Genomic DNA, 19,992 nt, shown 5'->3' on the forward strand with positions numbered 1-19,992 from the left:
CGAACGAGCTAACGTTGGCGATCTAGGAATCCGGGAGCGTCCACATCGCACCGCCCGGTCCGTACCGCGAGGTCGGCGCCAGTCTCCATCGACTCACCCGAACCGTACGGCTGGCGATCGGCTCCCGGTCGATCGCGCCACTCCGCGGAAAGATCGTCACTGGCGGTGAGGACCGTCGCCTGGCGGCGGAAGGTGTGCCGTGCGCGCTTCCCAGCTGTTGATCAGTAGACGGTTCATCACCAACGGGGTGCGCGTTGATCGTCTTTTTCGGTAGGGTTTCGAGGCGGTGCCGAATGGGGAGGGCCGGATGACCGTGATGCAGCAGTTGCCGCTGCCGCCTGCGGAGTTCGTGGACCGTGATCCGTTGTTGGTGTGGATGACCGAGCGGGTCGAGGCAGCGAGGGCGGCGGGCCGCCCGGCGTATCTGGCCCTATACGGGCCGGCCGGAGTGGGTGTGCGGAGCCTGGTCTACGAATGGTATGCGCGGCAGTCGGCGCAGTTCCCCGACGGCGCGGTGCGCGTGCCCCTGAGCGATGTCGTGTCGGGTGGGGACGCGATGGCTTTCGAGGCGCTCGGAGACGTGATCGCCGACCTCGGCGTGGCACGGGACGAACTGCCCTCGTCTGCCGAGGCGCGCAAAAATCTGCTGCTGACGAGAACCTACGCGAAGCGCCTGATGATGGTGCTCGAGGAAGCCGGCAACGGGGCACAGGTCGAGCATTTCCTGCTGAACTCACCGGCATCCGCGGTGGTGGTGGTCTCGCGGTCGCGGCTTCGGAAGCTGGATCTGCTGGGGTTCGAGGCGCGCGCAGTCGATCCGCTCGACGAACGATTTGGCGTCGAGTTGTTCGACCGGATGCTCGGTGCGGGGTGGTCTACTGGGGCGGGTGTGTCACCGGCGGCCGTGACGAGGGTGTGCGGTGGGTACCCGTTGGCGATCCGGGCCACCGTCGCGCAGATCGCCACGACGCCCGAGTGGGAGGTCCCGGACCTCCTGCGAGACCTCGCCGGCAGGGGGCTCGGGGCGCTGGACCCGGAGTCGCAGGAATTCGTTCGCGACAGTTTCGACCGGGCCTACCAGCGGTTGTCGCCGGAGCAGGCGCGGGCTTACCGTCTGGTCGTCGGGCTGTACCCCGGATCCGTCGTTTTCGTGGACGCCGCCTCAGTGCTGCTGGACGAGCCCGAGGACGTGACCCGCAAACGGCTGGCCGCCCTGGTCGCCGCCCACCTGCTCACGCGTGTGGGACCCGACCGTTTCGAATTCCACGACGTGGCGCACTGGCATGCCCGTGACCGGGCGGAAGCCGAGGAGCCGTTCCCCGAGCAGCGGGCCGCCGTCGAACGGGTGGCACGCTGGTACCTGCGGCAGACGGTCAGCCGGGATCGGATGTTGTCCGACCGGCCTCGATACGGGCCCTGCTACCAGGAACCCGCGGGCGGTGGCGTGTCACGCGAGGCGGCGTTGCACTGGCTGGAGGAGCGGCGGGCGAATCTGCGCACCGTGGTGGCGTTCGCCCAGCGCTTCCAACTCCTCGACCTGGTGTGGCAGATGTGCGAGGCGTTATGGGGCGTCTACCACCTGCACGGGCACTACGAAGAGTGGATCACCACGCACCGGATGGGCGTCGAAGCCGCCGTCCAGCTCGGCGATCCCCGCGTGCGGATGCGGATGACATCCCAGCTCGCGGCGGCCCTGCTCGGCACCGGCGACCACGACGAGGCTTGGCAGGTGTTCACCGACTCGCACCAGTGCGCGATCCAGGCCGGTGATCCCGTCGGTGCGGAGAGCGCGCTGGAGTGGCTGGGCAAGGTCGCCACCAGGAAGGGCGAGTTCGACACTGCGCTAAGGCTGTACCAGCAGGCATGGAACATCGCCGCGTCTGACGTGCCCGAGCACCTGCGGCCGCGGATGTTCGCCCTGCTGTGGTTGCAGCGCGCCAGGACGATGGTGCTCGCCGGACGGAACGCTGAGGCGCGCGACGCGGCCAATCACGCCGTCGAGTACTTCTCCGGCACCGCCGAGTCGGACAACCTGGCCAAATCCCTGCTCGTCCTGGCCCAAGCCGGCGGTGGGGCGGCAACGGCGGTGGAGGCGGCTCGCCGGGCAGCGGTTCTCTTCCGACAGGACGAGTCGCTGCGGGCTGAAGCGGAGGCGCTGGAGACCGTCGTGCGCGTCGCTCCGAATCCCGAGGACGAAGCACGGCTACAGCACGTGCGGCAGCAACTCGAGGGGCGTGGCTGATCAGCCGACGGCCGTGAGCTCGACGGGGACAGCCGGTCCTGAGCCTGTGTCGACGAACAGCGACGGTGGCGGCTGTGCACCGCGGTGGGACCACCACACGTACAGTGCCGAGGCGGCGAGCAGGGGATCGGCACCATCGACCCGGCACCGGAACGTGACCCCGTCCCGGATGCGAACCCAGCAGGTTCCCTCGTCGGGCACGCACGCCGCCATCGCACTGAACGGGTGCCGGTCGAAGGCTTCCTCCAGCCAGTGCAGGTCGCTACCGCGGCGGACGATGACGTCGGCGTGGCCGCGGATCGCCGGTAGTGGGTGGTCGGCGACCGCGACGAGGTGAGCGTCCGCGAGGCGCGGGTGCTCGGTCGCTCGACCGAGGAGCGCGTCGGCGGGGTGGCGCGCCACGCTGATCACCCCGTTGGCGGCGAGGGAGCCGGACACGCGCACGGCGAGTGCGGCACGCTCGAGCCCCTCCGGAATCGGGAGCACGGGGACCGGTACCGGGCCAGGTGGCTCCGCCAGATCCAGCTGCGTGTAGCACAACTCGCGCAGCTTCCCCGCCGACCGTCCCGGCAGCGCACTGACCAGGGAAGCCAGGTGGCGGTGGCGTCCCGGCCGGAACTGGGCGAGCGCCTCGTCGACTTGGGCTCTCACCGGACGCTGGCGCCCGAGCAGGGGAGCTGTTCCGCCCAGGGCATGAACGGCTGTGTGTTCGGCGACGTCATCGGCGGGAAACGTCGCGAGGAGCACCGGCCGGTCGATCGCCGCTGCGTACGTGGTCACCGCGCCGTGGTCGCCGATCACCAGATCCGCGGCCACCAGCGCCGCTGCCCATCCCTCCTGCGGCGGGACGAGGATCAGGCCGGCCCGCAGGCATGCCGCCAGCCAGGCGCGGACCTGCGCGGGACCGTGCCCGAACCAGATGTGCGGATGCAGCACGGCAGCCACCCGGTACCGATCCAGGGGGAGCTCGGCGAGCAGTTGACGCACGAGATCCGGCCAGGTACCGAAGAGCGACCGCCGCCACCAGGTCGAGGACACCAGCACGAGCACCTCTCGGTCGGCCAGCCCGAGGGCGCTCCGGTAGCGCTTGCGTTCACCGAGCGAGGCGAGGATGCGGTCGAACCGCGGGTCACCGGCGACGACCGTCCGGTCCGCCGCCGCGGGAAGCACCTGGACGAGACGGTCGAGCTGCTCAGCGTGCGACAGGACGAGGACATCGGGAACGAGGCGCCCACCAGAAAACAGCGACTCCGGCGACAGGCCGTAAACCGGTTTCCGGTTTCCGGTTTCCGGTTTCCGGTTTCCGGTTTCCGGTTTCCGGTTTCCGGTTTCCGGTTTCCGGTTTCCGGTTTCCGGTTTCCGGTTTCCGGTTTCCGGTTTCCGGTTTATTCTTTTACTATACCCTATTCCGTGCGAGAGCACCATCAGGGGGCCATGGAGTTCATGCAGGTCCCCGCTCGTGTTGGCCGTGATCACCAAGTCCCATGCGGTTTCCACTGCCTGGTGCCACGGCACGGAAACGAACCCCTGTTCGCGGAAGTGTTCTGCCACGCCCGCGGGGATGCCGGTTTGCGGACACGTGTGCACGACCTGGATTCGATGATCGGAATCGAACAGCGCGAGCACATCCAGCAAGCGGTTCGCCGACGCCATGTTGTGAGCGACGATGAGGATCTTGCGGGTTTCGCCGAGGGTCGTCCACCGGTCGGAATCGATGCCAATGGGGCTTCGAACCCAGTCGGGTGTCATGTCGCCGCGCTGGTTGCCGGGAATGGAGGGTGCACCGGTGTCCGGACGTTGAGGTCGACCCTCGCCGCCTTGGTGAAATCGTTCAACCGGGCGGACAACGTCGAGCGGGCCTCGTCGTACCGCGCGCGATGACGCTCATCCATTACCCCTCGGTAGCCGGGTTTGCTCGTGCGGCGGATCTCGTCGATCATGGCCGCCAGGGTTTCCGACGCCGCGGTGGCGTTCGCCAGTTCTCGCCCGACGTTTCGGTGGGCAATCAACGCCGCATGCATGGCGGCGGCGCGCACGTTCTTGAGCAGTGGCGCGGTCTCGGCGCCGGGCTCCGAGGTCGGTGTCCACACCGTCGCGTCGCGGAGCTCGACGCAGGCGAGAAGGAACTCGACGTAAATCGCGCGCTTGTCGTCCCCGAACCGGGAGCGAGCGTCGCGGCGACCTGTGGTCACCAGAGTCAGCACGACTCCGGTGATCGATCCGACCAACGCGATCAGCGGCGATGCCCACCAGGGCCCTGACGGCGACATGATTGCACCGTACATATTCACCCTGATCACCTGTGATGTGGTGTCCATTTGGTCCGGCCGGCCCTCGGGCTCGGGGTGCCTGGCAGGTGGACGTTGACGAGCTTCGCCACCGTCGGTCGCCCCCCGAAAGGTGCCTGCCGGTCTGCTCAGCCCGAATTTCATCGCCCAGCAGGATTCGACCCGGTCTATGGCGCCCGGCGGCTACGGCGGTTCATCGCCCGAGATATCGAAACCCGCATCGGCCGAGCCCTGCTCGGCGGCGATGCGCACGCCGGCGCCATCATCCAGCTCGGCCTGACCGCCAGCGGGCTCACCGTCACCTACGACACCCACCAGACGAAGCCTGGGCCGCACTCCCCGACACAGCGGCGAGCAGGGAGTCCGGCCTGTCTCATCCGGTACGCGACCTGGTCGTTACCTCGGCCCGCCAGGGGCAGCGGCTCCTTCTGACCGGGGTCAATCCGTCGCAGTGCCGCGAGCACGTCCTCGACCCGCGCCGATCGCGGTTCCGGCGAACGCGACCAGCACGCAGCCCGGGATGGGGATTCGGCGCGGGTACCGGTGCGCTCGGACGACGGGACGTTCACCGCGTGCGTACCGGGGTTCGACCGCGCCTTGGCGCAGGCCCGTAGTCAGTTCGAGCCCAGGTTCTTCCGGGTGCATCGCACGCGACTGCGCGATCAGCTCCCCGGCACCGGCACATATGCCTCGCCGGCCGCGAGGCGTCGTCAACGGTGAGGTAGAGGGGCAGGACCTCGTCGAGACCAGTGACCTCGATGGGCCGGACAAGCGGGCGGCTGGTCTCGACGACGATGCGCAGCGTGTCCTTCGTCGCGCAGAGTGGCTTCCAGCAACACGGTGAGACTGGCGGAGTCGAGAAAAGATGACCGAGGTCCGGTCCAGTACGCAGGGTCCGGCACCGGATTGCTCAATGCAGTCGAAGGATCGATGCGCCCAGCAATGACGCGGTATCAATGTCGATCTCACCGGCCGCAACTACAACGGTGCCGTCCATCGTAGGCTGGGTGATGTCCCGCACTCCGCATGACGGCGAGAGACGAAGTGCTGTTCAGGTTGCGCGGCGCTCTTCGCTGGGAAGGAGTGTTGTCCTGCGACGGTGAGTGTGACAACGAAGTGGTCGCCGAATTGCTCGGCGGACTCGTTGGGTTGCTGTGCGTGATGGCCACGTCGTCCGGGCCGCCAGGCCGTGGTCACGATCGCCCCCTGCGGCCTCACGTTGATCAGTTCGGAGACGGCAAACTGTCGATCTCGGCCTGCCACGCAGCGAGCATCCGCGGGAAAGGGTCGGGGCGCCACCGGGCATAGTGGCCCCACTCAGGTTGTGCCAACGAGATGGTCGTTGCGGACATGGGCGGCCTTACCAGTGGTTTAGCCAGTTCGTGTCGCGGGGTAATACGGGTCCCAGCCATGCAGCAGCGAGCGAGAGGTCCCTTAACGTGACGGCGTTCGATGCGGTCGAGGAACCGTCACACGTAGCCGGGGAAGTCTTGATATGTGAAGTCGCGGCCACCGCGGCACAAGCGGCCGTCCTCCGCGACGTGCTCACCGACTGGGCCCGGGCCCGTGAGCTGCCGCCTGACCTAGTCACGGATGTAAAGCTGGCCGCCTACGAAGCGCTGGCCAACGTCGTCGAGTACGCCTACTCGACCGCCGATGAGGGCACCATGACGCTCACCGTCACCCTCCACCAGGCCCTGACCGTGTCGGTCGGTGACCGCGGTCGCTGGCGCGAGAACGACAGCAAGCCCAGAGGTGGGCGCGGTCTGCCGCTGATCCGGGCACTCGCTCCCGACACCCGCCTCACCTGCGGGGACATCGGCACGACCATCGTCATGGTGTGGCCCGCGCGCGCCCTGAAGTGAGTGGGTGAGGAACAGTGCAAGATGCATCTGGTCGGCGACAGTTTGCGATTGGGTGGCGATGCCTACTGAGTCACCCTCGAACCGTCCCTCGGGCCGACCGGCCCGGTAGCACCGCCGGCTCAGCACGGTGACGCGACGTAGCACGCAGGCTCGTCGCGATCCGCTGCGACAGCATGTCCAGTGCCCTGCGCCCAGCTCACCTGCGGCCAGGTGGCTGTCGTTGTCCGGCCCAGTCCGGTCGTGTGATCGGGAATTGGCCACCGAACAGTTCCCTGCCCTGCTGGCCTGGGGCGGCCGTGGACGTTCCTGCGCGCCTACGGCACCGAGCCGTCCGTCAACGGCGGGCGCTCGAAGTCCGCGCGCCACGGGTTGATCGTGGGCACGGTGGCGATCACGACCAGACCGGCATCCCGGTGACGGCTTTTCATCTGTCTGCGTCAGCACATCTCATCGGCTCGGCTTACCGGTCCGGCTTTGAAATCCGCGGAGAGCGATCTCCAGCAGGCGGTCCGCCTGCTCGGGCGAGACCTGTTCCCGCGTCCAGGCGGCCGCGCCGGTCACCGCGAGGACGTCAGTCGCGGTGACATCCTGGTCGATCACCCCTGCGGCGTGCGCTCCGCGCACCAGACGCTCGGTGATCCGCTCCATCCGCGCGCAGTCGTCGTGCAGTTCCGACGCCTCGGTGGCGAACCCGGCGACCAGGAACGCGGCCAGCCCGCGGTAGGTGGCCGCGTGCGCGGTGACCGCGCGCGCCCATGTGGCGATCTGCTCGCCGGGCAGCGAATCCCCGAGCGCGAACAGGTCGTCGTGGCGGGCGCGCAGGAGGGCGGCGGCCAACGCGGCGCGGCTGGGGAAGTGCGCGTACAGGGTGCCGATCGACACACCCGCTCGCCGGGCGATCCCTTCCAGGGACGCCTCCACGCCCCGCTCGCGGAAACCCTCCTCTGCGGCGTCGAGGAGCCGGTCCCGGTTGCGCCGGGCGTCGGCGCGCAGCGGGCGAGTGGTGGTCATCGTGCCTCCTTGTCAAGTCGAGGGAGCCTCGATATATTAAGCCGAGGGACCTTCGAATTCTACGTGAGGACACGACTGATGATTCTCATCACCGGAGCGACCGGCTCGATCGGCCGCCACCTCGTCCGGCGGCTGACCGCCGAGGCGATCCCCTTCCGTGCTCTCGTGCGGCGAGCAGAACAGGGCGACGAACTCGGCTGCCCCTACGTCGTCGGGGACTTCGACGACCCCTCCTCCTTGGACAGCGCTTTCGCCGGCGTCGCGAAGCTCTTCCTCAACAGCGCGGGCGCGGTGCCGGCCGCGGGCGAGCAGCCGATGGTCCGCCAGCAGCTCGCCGCCATCGAGGCCGCCCGCCGGGCGGGTGTGAGGCGCATCGTGAAGGTGTCGGTGTGGCGCGCCCGCGAAGGCGGCAAGCTCGCCGAGGGCGCCCACTGGCACATCGAGCAGGCGCTGGCGAAGTCGGGCATCGACTGGGCGGTGCTCCAGCCGAGCGGCTTCATGCAGAACTTCCTGACGGGCGCGGGCTCGTTCACCGAGGATGGCGATCTCATCGGCGCCTACGGCGACGCACGCGTGTCCTACGTGGACTGTCAGGACATCGCCGCCTGCGCCGCCGTGCTGCTGACCGGTTCCCACGGCACCGGCCGCGCGCACGTGGTGACCGGTCCGGAGGCACTCACGCACACCGAGATCGCGGCCAAGCTGTCCGCCGCGTTCGGCAGGCCGGTGCGCTACGTCGACCTCCCGCCGCGGCAGTTCGCCGACAGACTCATCGCCCAAGGCGTGCCCGCCGGGTTCGCCGCGGACGTCGCCGCGCTCTACGCCGAGGTCGCCGCCGGCGCGCTCGCTGCCACGACCACCACCGTTGCCGACTTCACTGGCCGGCCGGCCCGCACCTTCGACGAGTTCCTGGCGGACCTGCCCGCATCGGCGACGCGGACCGCCTGACGCATCAGGGCAGCGGTAGCGCGCCCGGTCCGCGGCGGCTCGCCCAGCTCACGTGTAGAGGGTGAACCCCGGGTGGGTGCCGTTGAGGAGAAGGTCGCCGACCTCGCGGCGTTTATAGGCCGCCGGATCGTGCAGGATGTGCGTGCGCACGTTGCGCCCGAACCGGTCGTGGCCGAGGTCGCGCTGACGAGTGCCCCACGGGCGGCTCGTCGTACGGCTGTACTCCGCGGCCGTGGCCAGCGCGCCCTCCGCGATGCCCAGGTAGAAGCGCCCGGAAACCCCCTGGATCGCCGGGGTGATCAGCGATCCGCGGGGTGGCCTTCTCCGGCGGGGCCGAAAACCGGGCCGAGCCCGGTCCAGCGAGCCCCGCACCGGCTACAAACGAATCGAAGTTCGCCCGCTGCGGGACCGAGCATGGCTCCGGTCTCGGCGTCTACCGCTGGATGGTCGAGCAAACCACGCGGTGCTGCATCGGTTCCGCCTCCCGCGCGTGACCGACGTGATTTCGGGGGCGCACGGAGGCTTCACACTGTTGCCCCTGGGGCAAAACTGGGGCACGGGGGCGGTCGCAAGGACGATGAACAGCATCGAACGGCACCGGACTGCCCCAGACTGCCCCAGTCGACCAGCGGATTCTCGAAAGCCGCTGGTCAGACCGGGTGGCGCACCACACTGGCAGTGTGGGGGGCAGGGGTTCGAGTCCCCTTAGTTCCGCAAGCTTTTGGACATGCGATACCAAATTGAGCCAGTTTCGTTACGTAGCGCGATTCGGTCGACCCCTGATCAGGGTCGTTGTCGGCGACGAGGTTCAGCTGGCTGGTCTGCGCGGCGGACGCCAGGCGCGGCTGTCGAGCTTCGCATCTTCCATCCTTCAGTGCCGATCACGCACTGTTACTGGATTCGGATCAGGGGCTGGTTACGTACTATTCTGTTGGGGCCGTGGAGGTCCGGTTGATCTTGAGTGCTCACACGCACGTGCCGATGAGCGCATGGTTTGCTTGGTCGCGAACCCTATGGGGCCTCGGAACTGCGATACGGGAGTTCCAGGGAGTGCTCCTCCAGGCTGCGGAGGATCACTTGTCCGTCTCGTACTTGGTTGAGTAGGAACAGTTCCCGCGTCCGGCAGTCCGGGCAGATGCTGGCCATTGCCAGCGGCCAGAGATCGACTGGGCTTGATGGACCGCTGTCGACGTAGATGCGGTCTGGGCGTAGGGGGTAGGTGGTTGATCGTCGAATGGTTCCCAGCTTGGATGGCTGCCGCGTAGCAGCAGACCGACTATGCGGTAGGAGGAGTCGTCGAGGTATTCGCAGCGCTCTACCCAGTACCACTCGATACCCGACAGCCAGTTGACCGAGCTGATGGCCGAGACCACGCGTGGTTCGAGTTTCTCGACGTCTTCGTCGACCTCGTGGCTCGTGCGGACGCCGTGGGCGTGGTGGGAGCTGTTGCGGAAGTCCTTGATCTCTTCCAGGAGCGCTCGTGTCGAGCCACGCTCCTGCAGAATTTCCAATTCCGATAGGACCGGGGTCTCAACCTCTTCCAGGAAGCGTTCGATCAGCCAGAGCCAGGTGCCGAAGGTTGCCCCGCTGCGGAACTGTTGGCGAAGGGAGCGGGTGAAACCGTTGTGGTGTGCGATGAGTTCGCTGAGAGCAAGGATGCCTAGCGTCCGTGCGGTGCCTTCTCCGAGCTTGAGCAGGCCGTCCTTGCGCTCCGCTGGGTGTGTGCCGACACGGTAACGGCGGGCGAGGGCAGCCATGTGGAAGGGATAGCTTTATTCTGCGCGCCAAATGGGATCGTCGAAGGGGCGAACCAGTTGACCTGCGAGCCGGGCCTCATGGGAGGCGAACCTGATGGTGGTTCGGATCTCCTCACTGAGGGTCTCGCTGCCGGAGAAGATGTTCGGCAGGATGCCCTCAGTCGCGGTCCGCAGGGCACGGCGCGCTTCCTGTACATCCTCAAGTAGATCGTCAACCGTGGCGTCGGTGACTAGCTCCACAGGTACAGGCGTGTCTAGCAGGTCACGCACGCGCGGGAATGCGCCGTGGTCCCTACGGGAGTTGAGCCACTCGCATAGTACTCTGCCGCGGCCCTGCAGCGGATGCAGCACGAATAAGGGGGTAACTGCTTCGCCGAACCCTGCGGGGAGAAGCCTCCAGTTGCCGGAGCGTCCCACGAGGTCGCCGCCCGAGCATTGCGTCAACTCGGAATCGTCCATTTCCGCGTCGGGAAGTTCAACGGCTGAGTCCACCGTGTGCAGATGCGGTGAAGTGAGGTGCTTCGGCGGGGCTGGCGCATCCTCGTCCGGCGCTGGGCGGCGCAGTTTGACCTTGTCCGTTTCCAGTCGGGCGAAATTTTGAAGCGCTTCGAAGGGGCCGTTGAAATCCGCCACGTAGAAGAGCGTGGATGGAATCTCGCATCCCAGTCGCGTCCGGTCGGGGTCGATCCAGGCATCAGGGGTGCGGGGTCGGACCTTGGTTCGGAGGTACTTCTCAGGCTCTTCATGCAACGGGAGGAAGACTGTGTTGCGCAACTCCACGTCGGGCTCCGGCGCCCCACGGCGCTGCTGGAGTTCACCGTCGGGGTCGCGTACGCCAAGCGCGTTGCGGACGGTCTTGTCGAACGCGGTTCCGCCGGGCCAGGCTTGGCCGGCGGCCTTGGCGGCACGGCGCAGCGCTGCACGGGCCTCGGAGATCGTGTCCCACGTCGTACCGACGAGTCCTCGGAGCGCCGTCAGCAGCGCCTTGGGGTCGTCCGTCCGTTGGATAGGCCGCAGAGCAGCGAGCCTGTCGAGGGCCTCCTCAGAGAGTTCGAAGCGCAGTCGTAGCGGATGCTCGATAACGATCTGGCGATAGAGCAGGTCCTGGTTCCGCACTACTCGCACGTGGTCGCGCGGGGACCTAGTTGGAGACTGGGCGGAGGACGTGGCTTCGCTGTAGAGCTGGACGATCTCGGTCAACTGATCAGGGCCAAGGTACTTGCGCTTATTACCGATCGACTGGCGCATCTTCTGCCAGTGTTCCTGGGCCTTTACAAGAATCACATGCCCCTGGTGATTGGCGGGCTTACGGTTGCTGAGCACCCACACGTATGTGCTGATGCCGGTGTTGGAGAAGAGTTGGTCAGGCAGGGCGACGATGCCTTCGAGCCAATCGTTCTCGATAATCCACCGTCGGATGCCAGACTCTCCTGACCCAGGAGAACCAGCGAACATGGGAGAGCCGTTGAAGGCGATCGCGATACGGCTCCCACCTCGTCCGGAGTCGTCCACGGGCTTCATCTTTGCCAGCATATGCTGGAGGAACAGCAGGGACCCATCGTTGATACGAGGAAGCCCGGCGCCGAAACGGCCTTGGTAACCGTGGCGTTCATGCTCCGTCCGGACGTATTGCTCGACGTTCCTCCAATCGACACCGAACGGGGGGTGGGCCAGTAGATAGTCGAATCGTTCTGCAGCGAACAGATCCTCGCGAAGAACGTCTCCGAAGGCAACCAGGTCCGGGTCTCGCCCGCTCATCAGCATGTTGGAGCGGGCGATCGCCCAACTCTCAGCGTTCAGTTCCTGGCCGGACAGGCGGACTTGGGCCTCGGGATTCATGCCGGTGATGCGGTCGGCCGCCTCACTGAGTAAACCGCCAGCGCCACAGACAGGATCGTGGACGGTTCTAACCAAGCCGGGAGCAGTGAGTTGTCCCGGATCGGGCTCGATGACGAGCGCGGCCATGAGCTGGCTGACGTCGCGAGGCGTGTCGTGCTCGCCGCTAATCTCACTGGGCTGTTCAGCGAAGCGCCGTACCAGGTCCTCGAAAATGAAGCTCATCTCGTGGACGGAGAGAGCCGGTCCCATGTCCAAGTGATGGAATCGGCCAACGACGTGGTAGAGCAGATCAGAATCGGTTAGACGCTTTACCGTGGCGTCGAATCCGAAGCGCTCGAACACCTGCTGGATATTTTGGGAGAAGCTGCGCACATAGTCGAGCAGAAGCCGCTCGGCCATCTGCGGACCATTGGTGACGGTGTCCCCCAGAGTGAAGCGGCTGGTGTTGTAGAAAGGGTGGCCGGAGGCATCCCGCAGCACAGCGTCCGAATCTGCGGAGCCGTGATCCAGGCTCTCTACGGCGTCGAGAACGCTGCGCCGGGTTGGCATAAGAAGACAGTCGAGGCGGCGAAGCACAGTGAACGGCAATAACACCCTGCCGTAGTCTGACCTCTTAAAGTCGCCGCGCAGTAGGTCAGCAACTGACCATATGAGTCTCGATAGCTGCGTCACCGAATCACTCATGCGTTCCCCCATCCTTGACGCGCGGTTCTTCCGCCCTCACCTGCTGTCTCCCACGGTTGGTCTTGAGGAGCCTACGTGGACGGGCACCACCGAGGTGAGCAACAGGCCCGTCGACGGGCGGTGATCAGGAGACGCCGACACCGGCGTGACCGAATAGAGTGGCACCGCTCTGCTGGCTCGATCACGTCGCGAGCATCGGCCCCCGAACGGATGGTTGTGGTGACAGGTTCAGAACGGCCGGGTTTGCCCCGGCTGACGGTGGTCGGCTCTGCCGACACCTCCGGCGGCTCGCAAGGAGGGTGGGCACTCGTCACCGACGGCACGGCACCGCTCACGGTGGGTGGGATGGTCGCGGGCGGGTTTGGAGTTGAGGCCGCGAAGTCGTTCCTGGCGGACGAGCCCTCTGGGCGATGGTGGTTCGTCCTGGCCTTCGTCGCAGGGCTTGCGCTCGTTGCTCTGGGGCTGTGGCTGAGGAGCCGAGCACGCCGCCAGGTGCGGGTCGGCATCGTGGTCACCGCGACGGATGCTCGTCGCGGGCTGGCATGGGCCCAGCAGCTGGACCAGCAGGCGGAGACGTTCAGCCGGAGCACGTGCACGGTAACCCTGAAGACCAGCATCGAGTTGCCCGGTGGCGGCGTCTGGGACCGGCAACTGGTCGACGCCCTGGCCGATGAGACGTTGTCGGCGACGACGATGGCGGAGCGCCTGACACCCGACGCCGTCCGGATCAATCTGATCCCGACCATGCCGCTGCATGTCGCGTTCTGGTTCGGCGCCCGGTTGGGGTACACCCACGCTCGCGAGGTCATGGTGCACGCCATCCGCCAAGCGGACGGGGCACCGGCATACTTTCCGGCGACCTCGCTGCGCGCGATCGACTCCAGCATGGAGCCGCTGACCGTCGACCGGCTGGAGGCCATCGACGAGGGCGACCCGAACAGGGCTGCCCTCGCGCTGGATCTGCAGGGCCGCGGAGACCAGTTCTTCGACCAGGTGGTGGCGGCGTGCCGCCAGCACGGCATCGGCTACCTACTCCGGCTCCGGAATGCCTCCTCGCGGTTGGCCGAGGACAGCTCGACCTTCACCGGTGTGGTGGAGCAGACCTGTCGGGCCTGGCGCGAGGCGCCGCTGCCAGCTGGCGCTCGAACCGGCCGGCACGCGATCTTCCTCAGCGGACCCGTCGCGATCGCGGTAGCGCTCGGTGCTCGGCTCGCGTCGCCGGAGCACGGCCGGTGGACCGCTTTCACGTTCGACGCGGCCAGTAACACCTATGAGCCCTTCCCGGCCCCGGCTTCCGTCTAAGTCCGAGCCAGGACGGAGGCCACCGGCACGGTGCCAGCGCGAGCCTGGCCGGAGTTGTCGGTGGGGACGGTTACGCTTCTCACGAAGACGCCGCTGGACGGTTGCGACGCTGGTCATGGCCCATCCATGACTCTGGTTGACCTGGACGAGGCGTTCCATGGGTATCCGCAGAGAAAGGGAATCCCCGATGAGCCTCGGCGCGGCGTTCGACGCCTTCCAGAAGCAGGTGGACGCGGATTCGACGCAGGTTAAGGAGGCCCGCGAGCGGCGCGAGACGTTCAAGAGCGCGTTGGGCGCGGAGTCCGACGTCGTCGAGGTCTGGGGCTCGGGCTCCTTGCGGCGCAGCACGCACATCGGCCCGAAGATCCACGACCTGGACCTGGTTGTCGTGTTCGACCTGGACGAACATCCAGGGTGGGGTGAGCCCGGCGACTCGGCCGCTGACGCCCTCGACGTGCTGGGCGGCAAGGTCAACAAGCTGCTCGGCGCCACCAACGGCACCGTGGAGAAGCTGGTCCGCATTGCCAGCCCGCGCAACCACGCGGTCAAGTGCTTCATCGACCTGCCGGACGACGACGATGGGTTCACCGTGGACGCGATGCCCGCGCTCAAGTACAACGGTGCCCTGCTCATCCCGGAGAAGAACTCCTCCAACTGGATTTCGGCTAACCCGCAGTACCTGGTCGAGGAGGTCAAGAAGCGCAACGCGGACTGGGACTACTTCCTGCGCATGGTCCGGGTGCTCAAGGCGTGGCGGAAGCGCGCCGAGGTGGAGGGCAAGGTCAAGTCCTTGGTGATGGAGGTCCTCGCCCTGCACTACCTGCCGGGTGGGTTTTCGCGCCCGGAGGCCCTCAAGCGGTTCTTCACGGCGGCGGCGACCGCGGTCGGGAACGGGCCGGTCATGGATCCCGCGGGATTGTGCGGCGAGATCCAGCCCAAACTGGACCGGATCGGCCTGTGCGAATCGCTGCTGAACGCCGCCGACCTCGCCGATCAGGCGTGCGACGCGGCCGACGAAGGCCACACCGACGACGCCAGGAAGCTGTGGCGGGAGGTGTTCGGCGCCGACTTCCCAGCGCCGCAGGGGAAGCCCAAGACCAGTCCCGCCCTGATCGTTCCGGCGGTGGCGCCGCGCCCGATCAAGGACGCCCCGCAGGGCTGACCCAGACCATGACTGCGCTGCGCGACATCGCGCCGATCAACTGGTGGGACGCAGAACCGGCCCGCTTTGCGCGAGATCGGGAGGAGGTCACCGCTCGGTTCCCGGACCTCACCTGGACGCCGGACGGCGCGGGCGGCTGGGTAGGGCGGCTCCCCATGTGGCCCCTGGAGCGGCCGGAGCCACCTGGCCTGTCACGCCTTCTCGGCGGCGCGGGCCTGGAAGTGGTCATCGCCTACCGGCAGGCGTACCCGATGGTGCCGCCCCGGATCTACCCCGTCGTCCCGCGGCCGGAACCGGTCGAGTGCACCCAGCACCGGTGGCACGTCAACGGTGACGGCAGCCTGTGCCAGTTCCAGACCGACACCGCTTGGGATCCCCGTGACTCGATCTGCGATCTCCTCCTGAAGGCCGCGGCCTGGCGAGTCGAATACGCCCTGATGAAGGCCGGAGTACTGGAGCAGATGACGTTGCACGGGATCGTGAGCGACCCGGCCCTCGACGACGTCATCACTACCGCCAGCGAGAAACCCGAGGACGACGACGGCGCCGTGGTGCCGGAGCCCACCGGGACCGCCGAATGACCAGCACTCTGCTCTTGCTACCCCGCGACGGACTCCGCTACCTCACCACGGCCAACGCCGGCACGTCGGGGAGCATCAGGTTCAAACGCTCCGAGACCGACGACCTGCTCCTGATCAGCTTCATCCGCACCGCAACCGCCGGGTACCAGCTGATGCTGGAGCCCAAAGCCCACCCCATGAACTCCGGGCTCACCGGCGGGGAGGGATTCTGGTTCCGGGTACCGGTGGAGCTGCACGAGTGGTGGTACGGGATCACCCGACGGGGTGACTACGTCGGGGTGCCGTTCGACGAGTTCGCCAAGCGGCTCCCCAAGCCACTCGCCGACCCTGGCGCCATTGGGTACGTCGTGCTGACCTACGCACCGGACGCAGACGAGCCGCCCTGGGACGAGACACCTATCTCCCGACTCGCGGCGTGGTGGGTGACGCGAACGGGAGTGTTCGGAGCCTCGGTAGCCGTCGAGCCGGAGACCACCGGCATCATGCAACTGCACCCTCACTGGCCGGTAGCCGACTTGTCGGCCGTCACGGTCATGGTGGTCGGTGTTGGCAGCATCGGGGGAGCAGCAGCTACCGCGCTCGCCGGCTACGGCATCGGCCGGCTCCTGCTCGTCGACCCCGACCGGCTGATGTGGCACAACCTCGTCCGCCACGTACTTCCTCGCCGCTACGTCGGGCAGTACAAGGTTGATGCCCTCCGCGAGCACCTCGCCGACCACCGCGGCGACACCGAGATCACCGCCTTGCGGTACGACGTCGTCGACGACGCCGACCGCATCCGCGGCCTCTTCGACGAGACCAGCATCATCCTCTGTTGCGCCGACGGCGTGGCACCACGACGCACCACCAGCCACCTGGCCCGCCGCGCCAACAGGCCCGCGATCCTGGCCTGCGTCCTCGCTGACGGTGGAATCGGCGAGGTCATCCGACTGCGCCCCTGGCCTGACCAGGGCTGCCTCCTCTGCCGGCGGCAGGCACTCGCCGAGCACGGCGTCCTCGACCCCGAACCGGCGCTCGAAGCTGGCTACGGCACGGGAACACTGCACCGGCCCATGACCGCCGTCGGCTCCGACCTCTTCCTCGTCGGGGACCTCGCCGCCAAAGTCACCGTCTCGACCGCCCTAGAAACCGCGGGCAACTTTGCCCACCGTCTCCCTGGCGAACACCTCACGATCGGGCTGCAAGCCCGTCGGGGATGGACCGGTCCGTTCGACCTCGGCTACACCGGCAACATGCGATGGACGCCAGCAGTCCCACCCCGAGCCGACTGCCCAACCTGTGGCCAGCCGTGACCACGCCCATCCCCAAGAACATCATCCTCACCGCGTCAGCCATGTCCGTCATCGGGGAGGAAGCTCGTGCCTCAACCGACGGCCTGGGGACCGGCGGCATCCTGCTCGGCGCGGCGGAACCCGACGCTATCGTCGTCCGCCACGCCGGACGTCCCGGCCCGGACGCCATCCGAGGGCCTGACTTCTTCCAACGCGACCTTCAGCACGCGCAATCCTTCGCCAACCAAGCCTTCGCACTCGATCACAGCATCTGGATCGGGGAATGGCACACCCACCTCCACACACCACCGCGACCGAGCACCAGGGACCTCGCGACCTACCAGACTCTCCTCAGCGACCCGGAACTCGCATTCGACTACATTGTCGCGATCATCCTTGCTGACGACACGAAGGACTGGCATACGCCTCAGCTCACTGCATGGATCGTCACACCCACCCATGCGTGCGCCGCTCCCGTAGAGAGGGTGGTGAACAGCGAGACGAAAGATAGCTGAGGGCTGGAACACCGGAACTCCCGAACGCGACACGGACCGCGAAGCGCCCCGAAGATGCAGGTGATCGTCTGCGATCACGCCAACCTCGTCGATGACTGGTTCCAAGACTCCGTGAAGCACAACTGGCGAGGCGGCGAGAAACTCGTCCCTCTCGAATGGATCAATGGAACGATCTTCTCGTAATCGATCCGGCTCAAGTTCGTGGCCAGCGCGGCTAGATTGAGTCAACGATGATTGAGGAAATCCTCGTTGTCAACGGCCCGCGCTTTGGTATGCGCTCGTCAGACCTCGATCAACACGGCGACCACTATGTGCCCGAGCTTGTGCATCATGCGGCCATGGCGCTGACTCGCTCGGCGTCTCGTGGGACGCTGCCCAATTTCTGATCGCCGTGGGTCCGCGCCTGAAACTCAGAGCGCACGGCCTTGACCAGGTGCCGCGCCTGAGTCGCGCCTATGCGCAACAGAACACGAAGCGTGTCCGCCGAAATCGGCTTCTGGTGAGCGGCACGATGCTCAGTGTCCGGCTTCTCGTGCCAACTCCAAGAGCTCCTCTGGCGAACGCTTCTGCCGCGTCAAGCGGGGCCTATCATGGCCGGCCGTCTCTTCCCGCTTGGTCTCGCGGCCGACAAGACCGGCTTCCGGCTGTTCCCGCGCGAGCATCTCCGGCTGCCCTTCGGCAACCGCGCGACCCGTAGCCGTCGAGGAACTGCATTCACCGATCGCCCGCAGGAAGCCGGGGCCTACTTCAGCCCAACCGATCAAGAGAAGCGGGCCCACCGCGTCGAAGGCCGCCTTTCCGAACTCACCTGCGGCGACCGGGTCGGCCACGTTCAACGCCAACGTGACCACACTCGCGAAAATCATGAGCCGACGAGCCGGCCGCAATACCTCCACGGAAGCGCCCGCCAGCGCCAGGTGCCGAGCACCCAGCAGCAGGCCAAGGATCGACAGGTCGACCGCAGGTGCGACGAGCGGCGCGACCCAGACCGGGACTCCCAGCCGGAGGGCGAGGCTGAGTACGTTGCCGAAGCCGAACAGGAAGGTGAGGCCGACGACGACGCCCATGATCATGGTGACGGCCTTCACGACGACGGTGGCTATGTCCGAACCTGATCGCAGTGAAATAGCTACGGGCCGAGTCATCGAAGATCACCTACTTCGACGCGCGGACGCCCGTGGGTGTCTCGCGTGGGGATGCCGCGTTCGCGGAGCTTGTTGAGCACTGTGGTGTGGTTGACGCCGAGGTGGTCGCCGACTCGGGCGAGGGACCAGCCGAGGTTGTAGAGGTGGATGGCGTCGTCGATCTGCTCGGGCGTGAGGCCGCTTCGGCGCATCGGCACGCCGTGCCGGTGGAGGATGTTGCTGACGGCTCGCCGTTCGATGCCGAACCGGTCACCGAGTTCGTACACTGTCGCACCCGGACCGGTAGTCGGCGATCAGTTGTTCGACTTGCTCGGCACGGAGTTGCCGGGCCCGGCGAGGTCGGTCCCGCTTGATCAAGCTCGGCTCTGGGGTCTCGGGGCTGGGGAGCTTCACACGGAGCTCTTCCAGGGCCCTGACCTGGTCTTTTATCTTCGAGTAAGGTCCCCTAACATCCACGCCTCCGAAGCATCGGTAGCCCCTTCGGGTCGCTTGAACTGCCGTGTTGTGGTTCGAAGGGGCTACCGATAGGACCTCTCGAACTGTGGCACGGCCCGAACTCCGGCCGGCCACACGACCGGTTGCGCCGGCTCGGCCGCCACATCGTGAAGGGGCAGCGACCGCAGCCGACCTCGTTCCTGCGGCGCGAGACGCAATCAGGTCGGCAGAACGTCGTTGAGATCGTTCATGGGTGTGCGAACGAATGTTCAGTGCCGAGCAGCCGCGCATCCACAGTTTCCATGGGCGCGGGTCGTTGGCCGTGAGCTGGGTCCACAGTGCGGCGTTCATCGCGGAGAGGGTGTCAAGCTCTTGCGGTGTCGCGGTGGTCCACATGAACTTGGTGGCTGCCCGGTTTTCGGCGGTGGCTGGGTTGAGTCCGTCGGCGATAAGCGGTGGTGCTCGGGACTTTGTCAGCCGAGGATTGCGACGGGAGTTCTGGTGGAAGTCCAGCCGAGGATGGCGAAGGTCTGTCCGGTGAGGAAAGCGTGAATCCCGGCGGCTGGGTAGTCAATGAGGTCGGTGGGCAGGTTGTCGAGGGGGAGCCAGTTGATTGCGGAGCACTTGTCGGGTTCGCGGTTGACCGGTTCGCCGGTCCAGCGGGTGGTGAGGACGAACAGTCCGAGGCGGGGCTCGACGCCTGAGCCGTTGACGTGCAGGGTGTGGACGTGCTGGAGGTCGTCGGGGTCGATGGCGACGCCGATTTCTTCGTGGGCTTCTCGTGCTGCGGCGTGGAGGACGGATTCGCCGGCGTCGAGTTTGCCGGAGGGGAGGTGCCAGCGGCCGTTGAAGGTGGGGTTGGGGTCGCGGCGGCGGGTGAGCAGGAGGTTGCCGTTGTCGACGAGGAGGACGTGTACGTCGATGAGGTGTCGGTCGGCCACGCGGTG

The 19,992-nt window shown here is 66.9% G+C and carries 19 protein-coding genes, 1 tRNA gene and 1 pseudogene; 12 read left to right on the top strand and 9 right to left on the bottom strand.

The window, feature by feature from the left end:
* The first annotated feature begins 307 nt into the window (after nucleotides 1-307).
* Nucleotides 308-2,242, top strand: coding sequence for a hypothetical protein (locus AMYTH_RS0103000; RefSeq protein ID WP_027929060.1), 1,935 nt, complete (start codon nucleotides 308-310; stop codon nucleotides 2,240-2,242).
* Here AMYTH_RS0103000 and AMYTH_RS0103005 read toward each other — a convergent pair whose 3' ends face one another.
* Both AMYTH_RS0103005 and AMYTH_RS48585 read right to left on the bottom strand, forming a co-directional pair.
* Entirely contained in the window at nucleotides 2,243-3,991 is a 1,749-nt protein-coding gene (locus tag AMYTH_RS0103005; protein WP_157360504.1) for a hypothetical protein, read from the bottom strand.
* On the bottom strand, nucleotides 3,988-4,512 hold the full coding sequence (locus AMYTH_RS48585) for a hypothetical protein (RefSeq protein ID WP_157360505.1): 525 nt from the start codon (nucleotides 4,510-4,512) through the stop codon (nucleotides 3,988-3,990). Before AMYTH_RS48585 ends, AMYTH_RS0103005 begins: the two co-directional genes overlap by 4 nt.
* 75 nt (nucleotides 4,513-4,587) lie before the next feature.
* Between AMYTH_RS48585 and AMYTH_RS51040 the strand changes: the two genes are divergently transcribed.
* Nucleotides 4,588-4,962 (top strand): hypothetical protein, encoded by a 375-nt coding sequence (locus AMYTH_RS51040; RefSeq protein WP_323807253.1) that lies wholly within the window; start codon nucleotides 4,588-4,590, stop codon nucleotides 4,960-4,962.
* Nucleotides 4,963-5,969: 1,007 nt separating this feature from the next.
* Nucleotides 5,970-6,395: an ATP-binding protein gene (locus AMYTH_RS0103015; RefSeq protein WP_027929063.1), complete on the top strand. Its 426-nt coding sequence runs from the start codon at nucleotides 5,970-5,972 to the stop codon at nucleotides 6,393-6,395.
* A gap of 447 nt (nucleotides 6,396-6,842) precedes the next feature.
* Here the strand turns inward: AMYTH_RS0103015 and AMYTH_RS0103025 are convergent, their stop codons facing one another.
* Complete coding sequence (locus AMYTH_RS0103025) at nucleotides 6,843-7,406, bottom strand: TetR/AcrR family transcriptional regulator (protein WP_027929064.1); 564 nt, start codon at nucleotides 7,404-7,406, stop codon at nucleotides 6,843-6,845.
* Between the two features lie 78 nt (nucleotides 7,407-7,484).
* Here AMYTH_RS0103025 and AMYTH_RS0103030 point away from each other — a divergent pair, with 78 nt between their 5' ends.
* The gene (locus tag AMYTH_RS0103030; RefSeq protein ID WP_027929065.1) at nucleotides 7,485-8,354 is read left to right on the top strand and encodes an SDR family oxidoreductase; all 870 of its coding nucleotides are present in this window, start codon (nucleotides 7,485-7,487) and stop codon (nucleotides 8,352-8,354) included.
* Nucleotides 8,355-8,402: 48 nt separating this feature from the next.
* On the opposite strand, the gene AMYTH_RS51045 is transcribed toward AMYTH_RS0103030, so the two are convergent.
* Nucleotides 8,403-8,726 (bottom strand): acyl-CoA dehydrogenase family protein, encoded by a 324-nt coding sequence (locus AMYTH_RS51045; protein WP_027929066.1) that lies wholly within the window; start codon nucleotides 8,724-8,726, stop codon nucleotides 8,403-8,405.
* A gap of 256 nt (nucleotides 8,727-8,982) precedes the next feature.
* Here AMYTH_RS51045 and AMYTH_RS48595 point away from each other — a divergent pair.
* Nucleotides 8,983-9,070 (top strand) — tRNA-Ala (locus AMYTH_RS48595).
* A 357-nt stretch (nucleotides 9,071-9,427) separates the two neighbouring features.
* Here the strand turns inward: AMYTH_RS48595 and AMYTH_RS0103040 are convergent.
* Entirely contained in the window at nucleotides 9,428-10,111 is a 684-nt protein-coding gene (locus tag AMYTH_RS0103040; RefSeq protein ID WP_027929067.1) for a hypothetical protein, read from the bottom strand.
* A gap of 15 nt (nucleotides 10,112-10,126) precedes the next feature.
* Nucleotides 10,127-12,646: a type I restriction-modification system subunit M gene (locus tag AMYTH_RS43575; RefSeq protein ID WP_157360506.1), complete on the bottom strand. Its 2,520-nt coding sequence runs from the start codon at nucleotides 12,644-12,646 to the stop codon at nucleotides 10,127-10,129.
* Nucleotides 12,647-12,853: 207 nt separating this feature from the next.
* Between AMYTH_RS43575 and AMYTH_RS0103050 the strand changes: the two genes are divergently transcribed.
* The 7 genes from AMYTH_RS0103050 (at nucleotide 12,854) to AMYTH_RS49425 (ending at nucleotide 17,851) form a co-directional block, all read left to right on the top strand.
* Nucleotides 12,854-13,936: an SAVED domain-containing protein gene (locus tag AMYTH_RS0103050; protein ID WP_027929068.1), complete on the top strand. Its 1,083-nt coding sequence runs from the start codon at nucleotides 12,854-12,856 to the stop codon at nucleotides 13,934-13,936.
* Between the two features lie 187 nt (nucleotides 13,937-14,123).
* The gene (locus AMYTH_RS0103055; protein ID WP_027929069.1) at nucleotides 14,124-15,098 is read left to right on the top strand and encodes an SMODS domain-containing nucleotidyltransferase; all 975 of its coding nucleotides are present in this window, start codon (nucleotides 14,124-14,126) and stop codon (nucleotides 15,096-15,098) included.
* An 8-nt stretch (nucleotides 15,099-15,106) separates the two neighbouring features.
* Nucleotides 15,107-15,679 (top strand): hypothetical protein, encoded by a 573-nt coding sequence (locus AMYTH_RS43580; protein WP_051362485.1) that lies wholly within the window; start codon nucleotides 15,107-15,109, stop codon nucleotides 15,677-15,679.
* The gene (locus AMYTH_RS0103065) at nucleotides 15,676-16,971 is read left to right on the top strand and encodes a ThiF family adenylyltransferase (protein WP_051362486.1); all 1,296 of its coding nucleotides are present in this window, start codon (nucleotides 15,676-15,678) and stop codon (nucleotides 16,969-16,971) included. The genes AMYTH_RS43580 and AMYTH_RS0103065 overlap by 4 nt, the downstream gene beginning before the upstream one ends.
* Nucleotides 16,968-17,465, top strand: a complete 498-nt coding sequence (locus AMYTH_RS43585; protein ID WP_051362487.1) for a Mov34/MPN/PAD-1 family protein — start codon at nucleotides 16,968-16,970, stop codon at nucleotides 17,463-17,465. Before AMYTH_RS0103065 ends, AMYTH_RS43585 begins: the two co-directional genes overlap by 4 nt.
* 54 nt (nucleotides 17,466-17,519) lie before the next feature.
* On the top strand, nucleotides 17,520-17,648 hold the full coding sequence (locus AMYTH_RS51135; protein ID WP_157360507.1) for a DUF3732 domain-containing protein: 129 nt from the start codon (nucleotides 17,520-17,522) through the stop codon (nucleotides 17,646-17,648).
* A gap of 47 nt (nucleotides 17,649-17,695) precedes the next feature.
* The gene (locus tag AMYTH_RS49425) at nucleotides 17,696-17,851 is read left to right on the top strand and encodes a hypothetical protein (RefSeq protein ID WP_167344554.1); all 156 of its coding nucleotides are present in this window, start codon (nucleotides 17,696-17,698) and stop codon (nucleotides 17,849-17,851) included.
* On the opposite strand, the pseudogene AMYTH_RS43590 reads toward AMYTH_RS49425, so the two are convergent.
* From AMYTH_RS43590 to AMYTH_RS0103090, 3 genes and pseudogenes are all read right to left on the bottom strand, one after another.
* Nucleotides 17,794-18,538 (bottom strand): annotated as a pseudogene (locus AMYTH_RS43590) (hypothetical protein). The gene AMYTH_RS49425 and the pseudogene AMYTH_RS43590 sit on opposite strands and share 58 nt — an antisense overlap.
* Nucleotides 18,539-18,606: 68 nt before the next feature.
* Complete coding sequence (locus AMYTH_RS51140; RefSeq protein ID WP_027929071.1) at nucleotides 18,607-18,876, bottom strand: hypothetical protein; 270 nt, start codon at nucleotides 18,874-18,876, stop codon at nucleotides 18,607-18,609.
* Between the two features lie 642 nt (nucleotides 18,877-19,518).
* Nucleotides 19,519-19,986, bottom strand: coding sequence for an NUDIX hydrolase (locus AMYTH_RS0103090; RefSeq protein WP_027929072.1), 468 nt, complete (start codon nucleotides 19,984-19,986; stop codon nucleotides 19,519-19,521).
* Nucleotides 19,987-19,992 lie beyond the last annotated feature (6 nt).

The organism is Amycolatopsis thermoflava N1165 (assembly GCF_000473265.1).
GTDB classification, from domain to species: Bacteria; Actinomycetota; Actinomycetes; order Mycobacteriales; family Pseudonocardiaceae; genus Amycolatopsis_E; species Amycolatopsis_E thermoflava.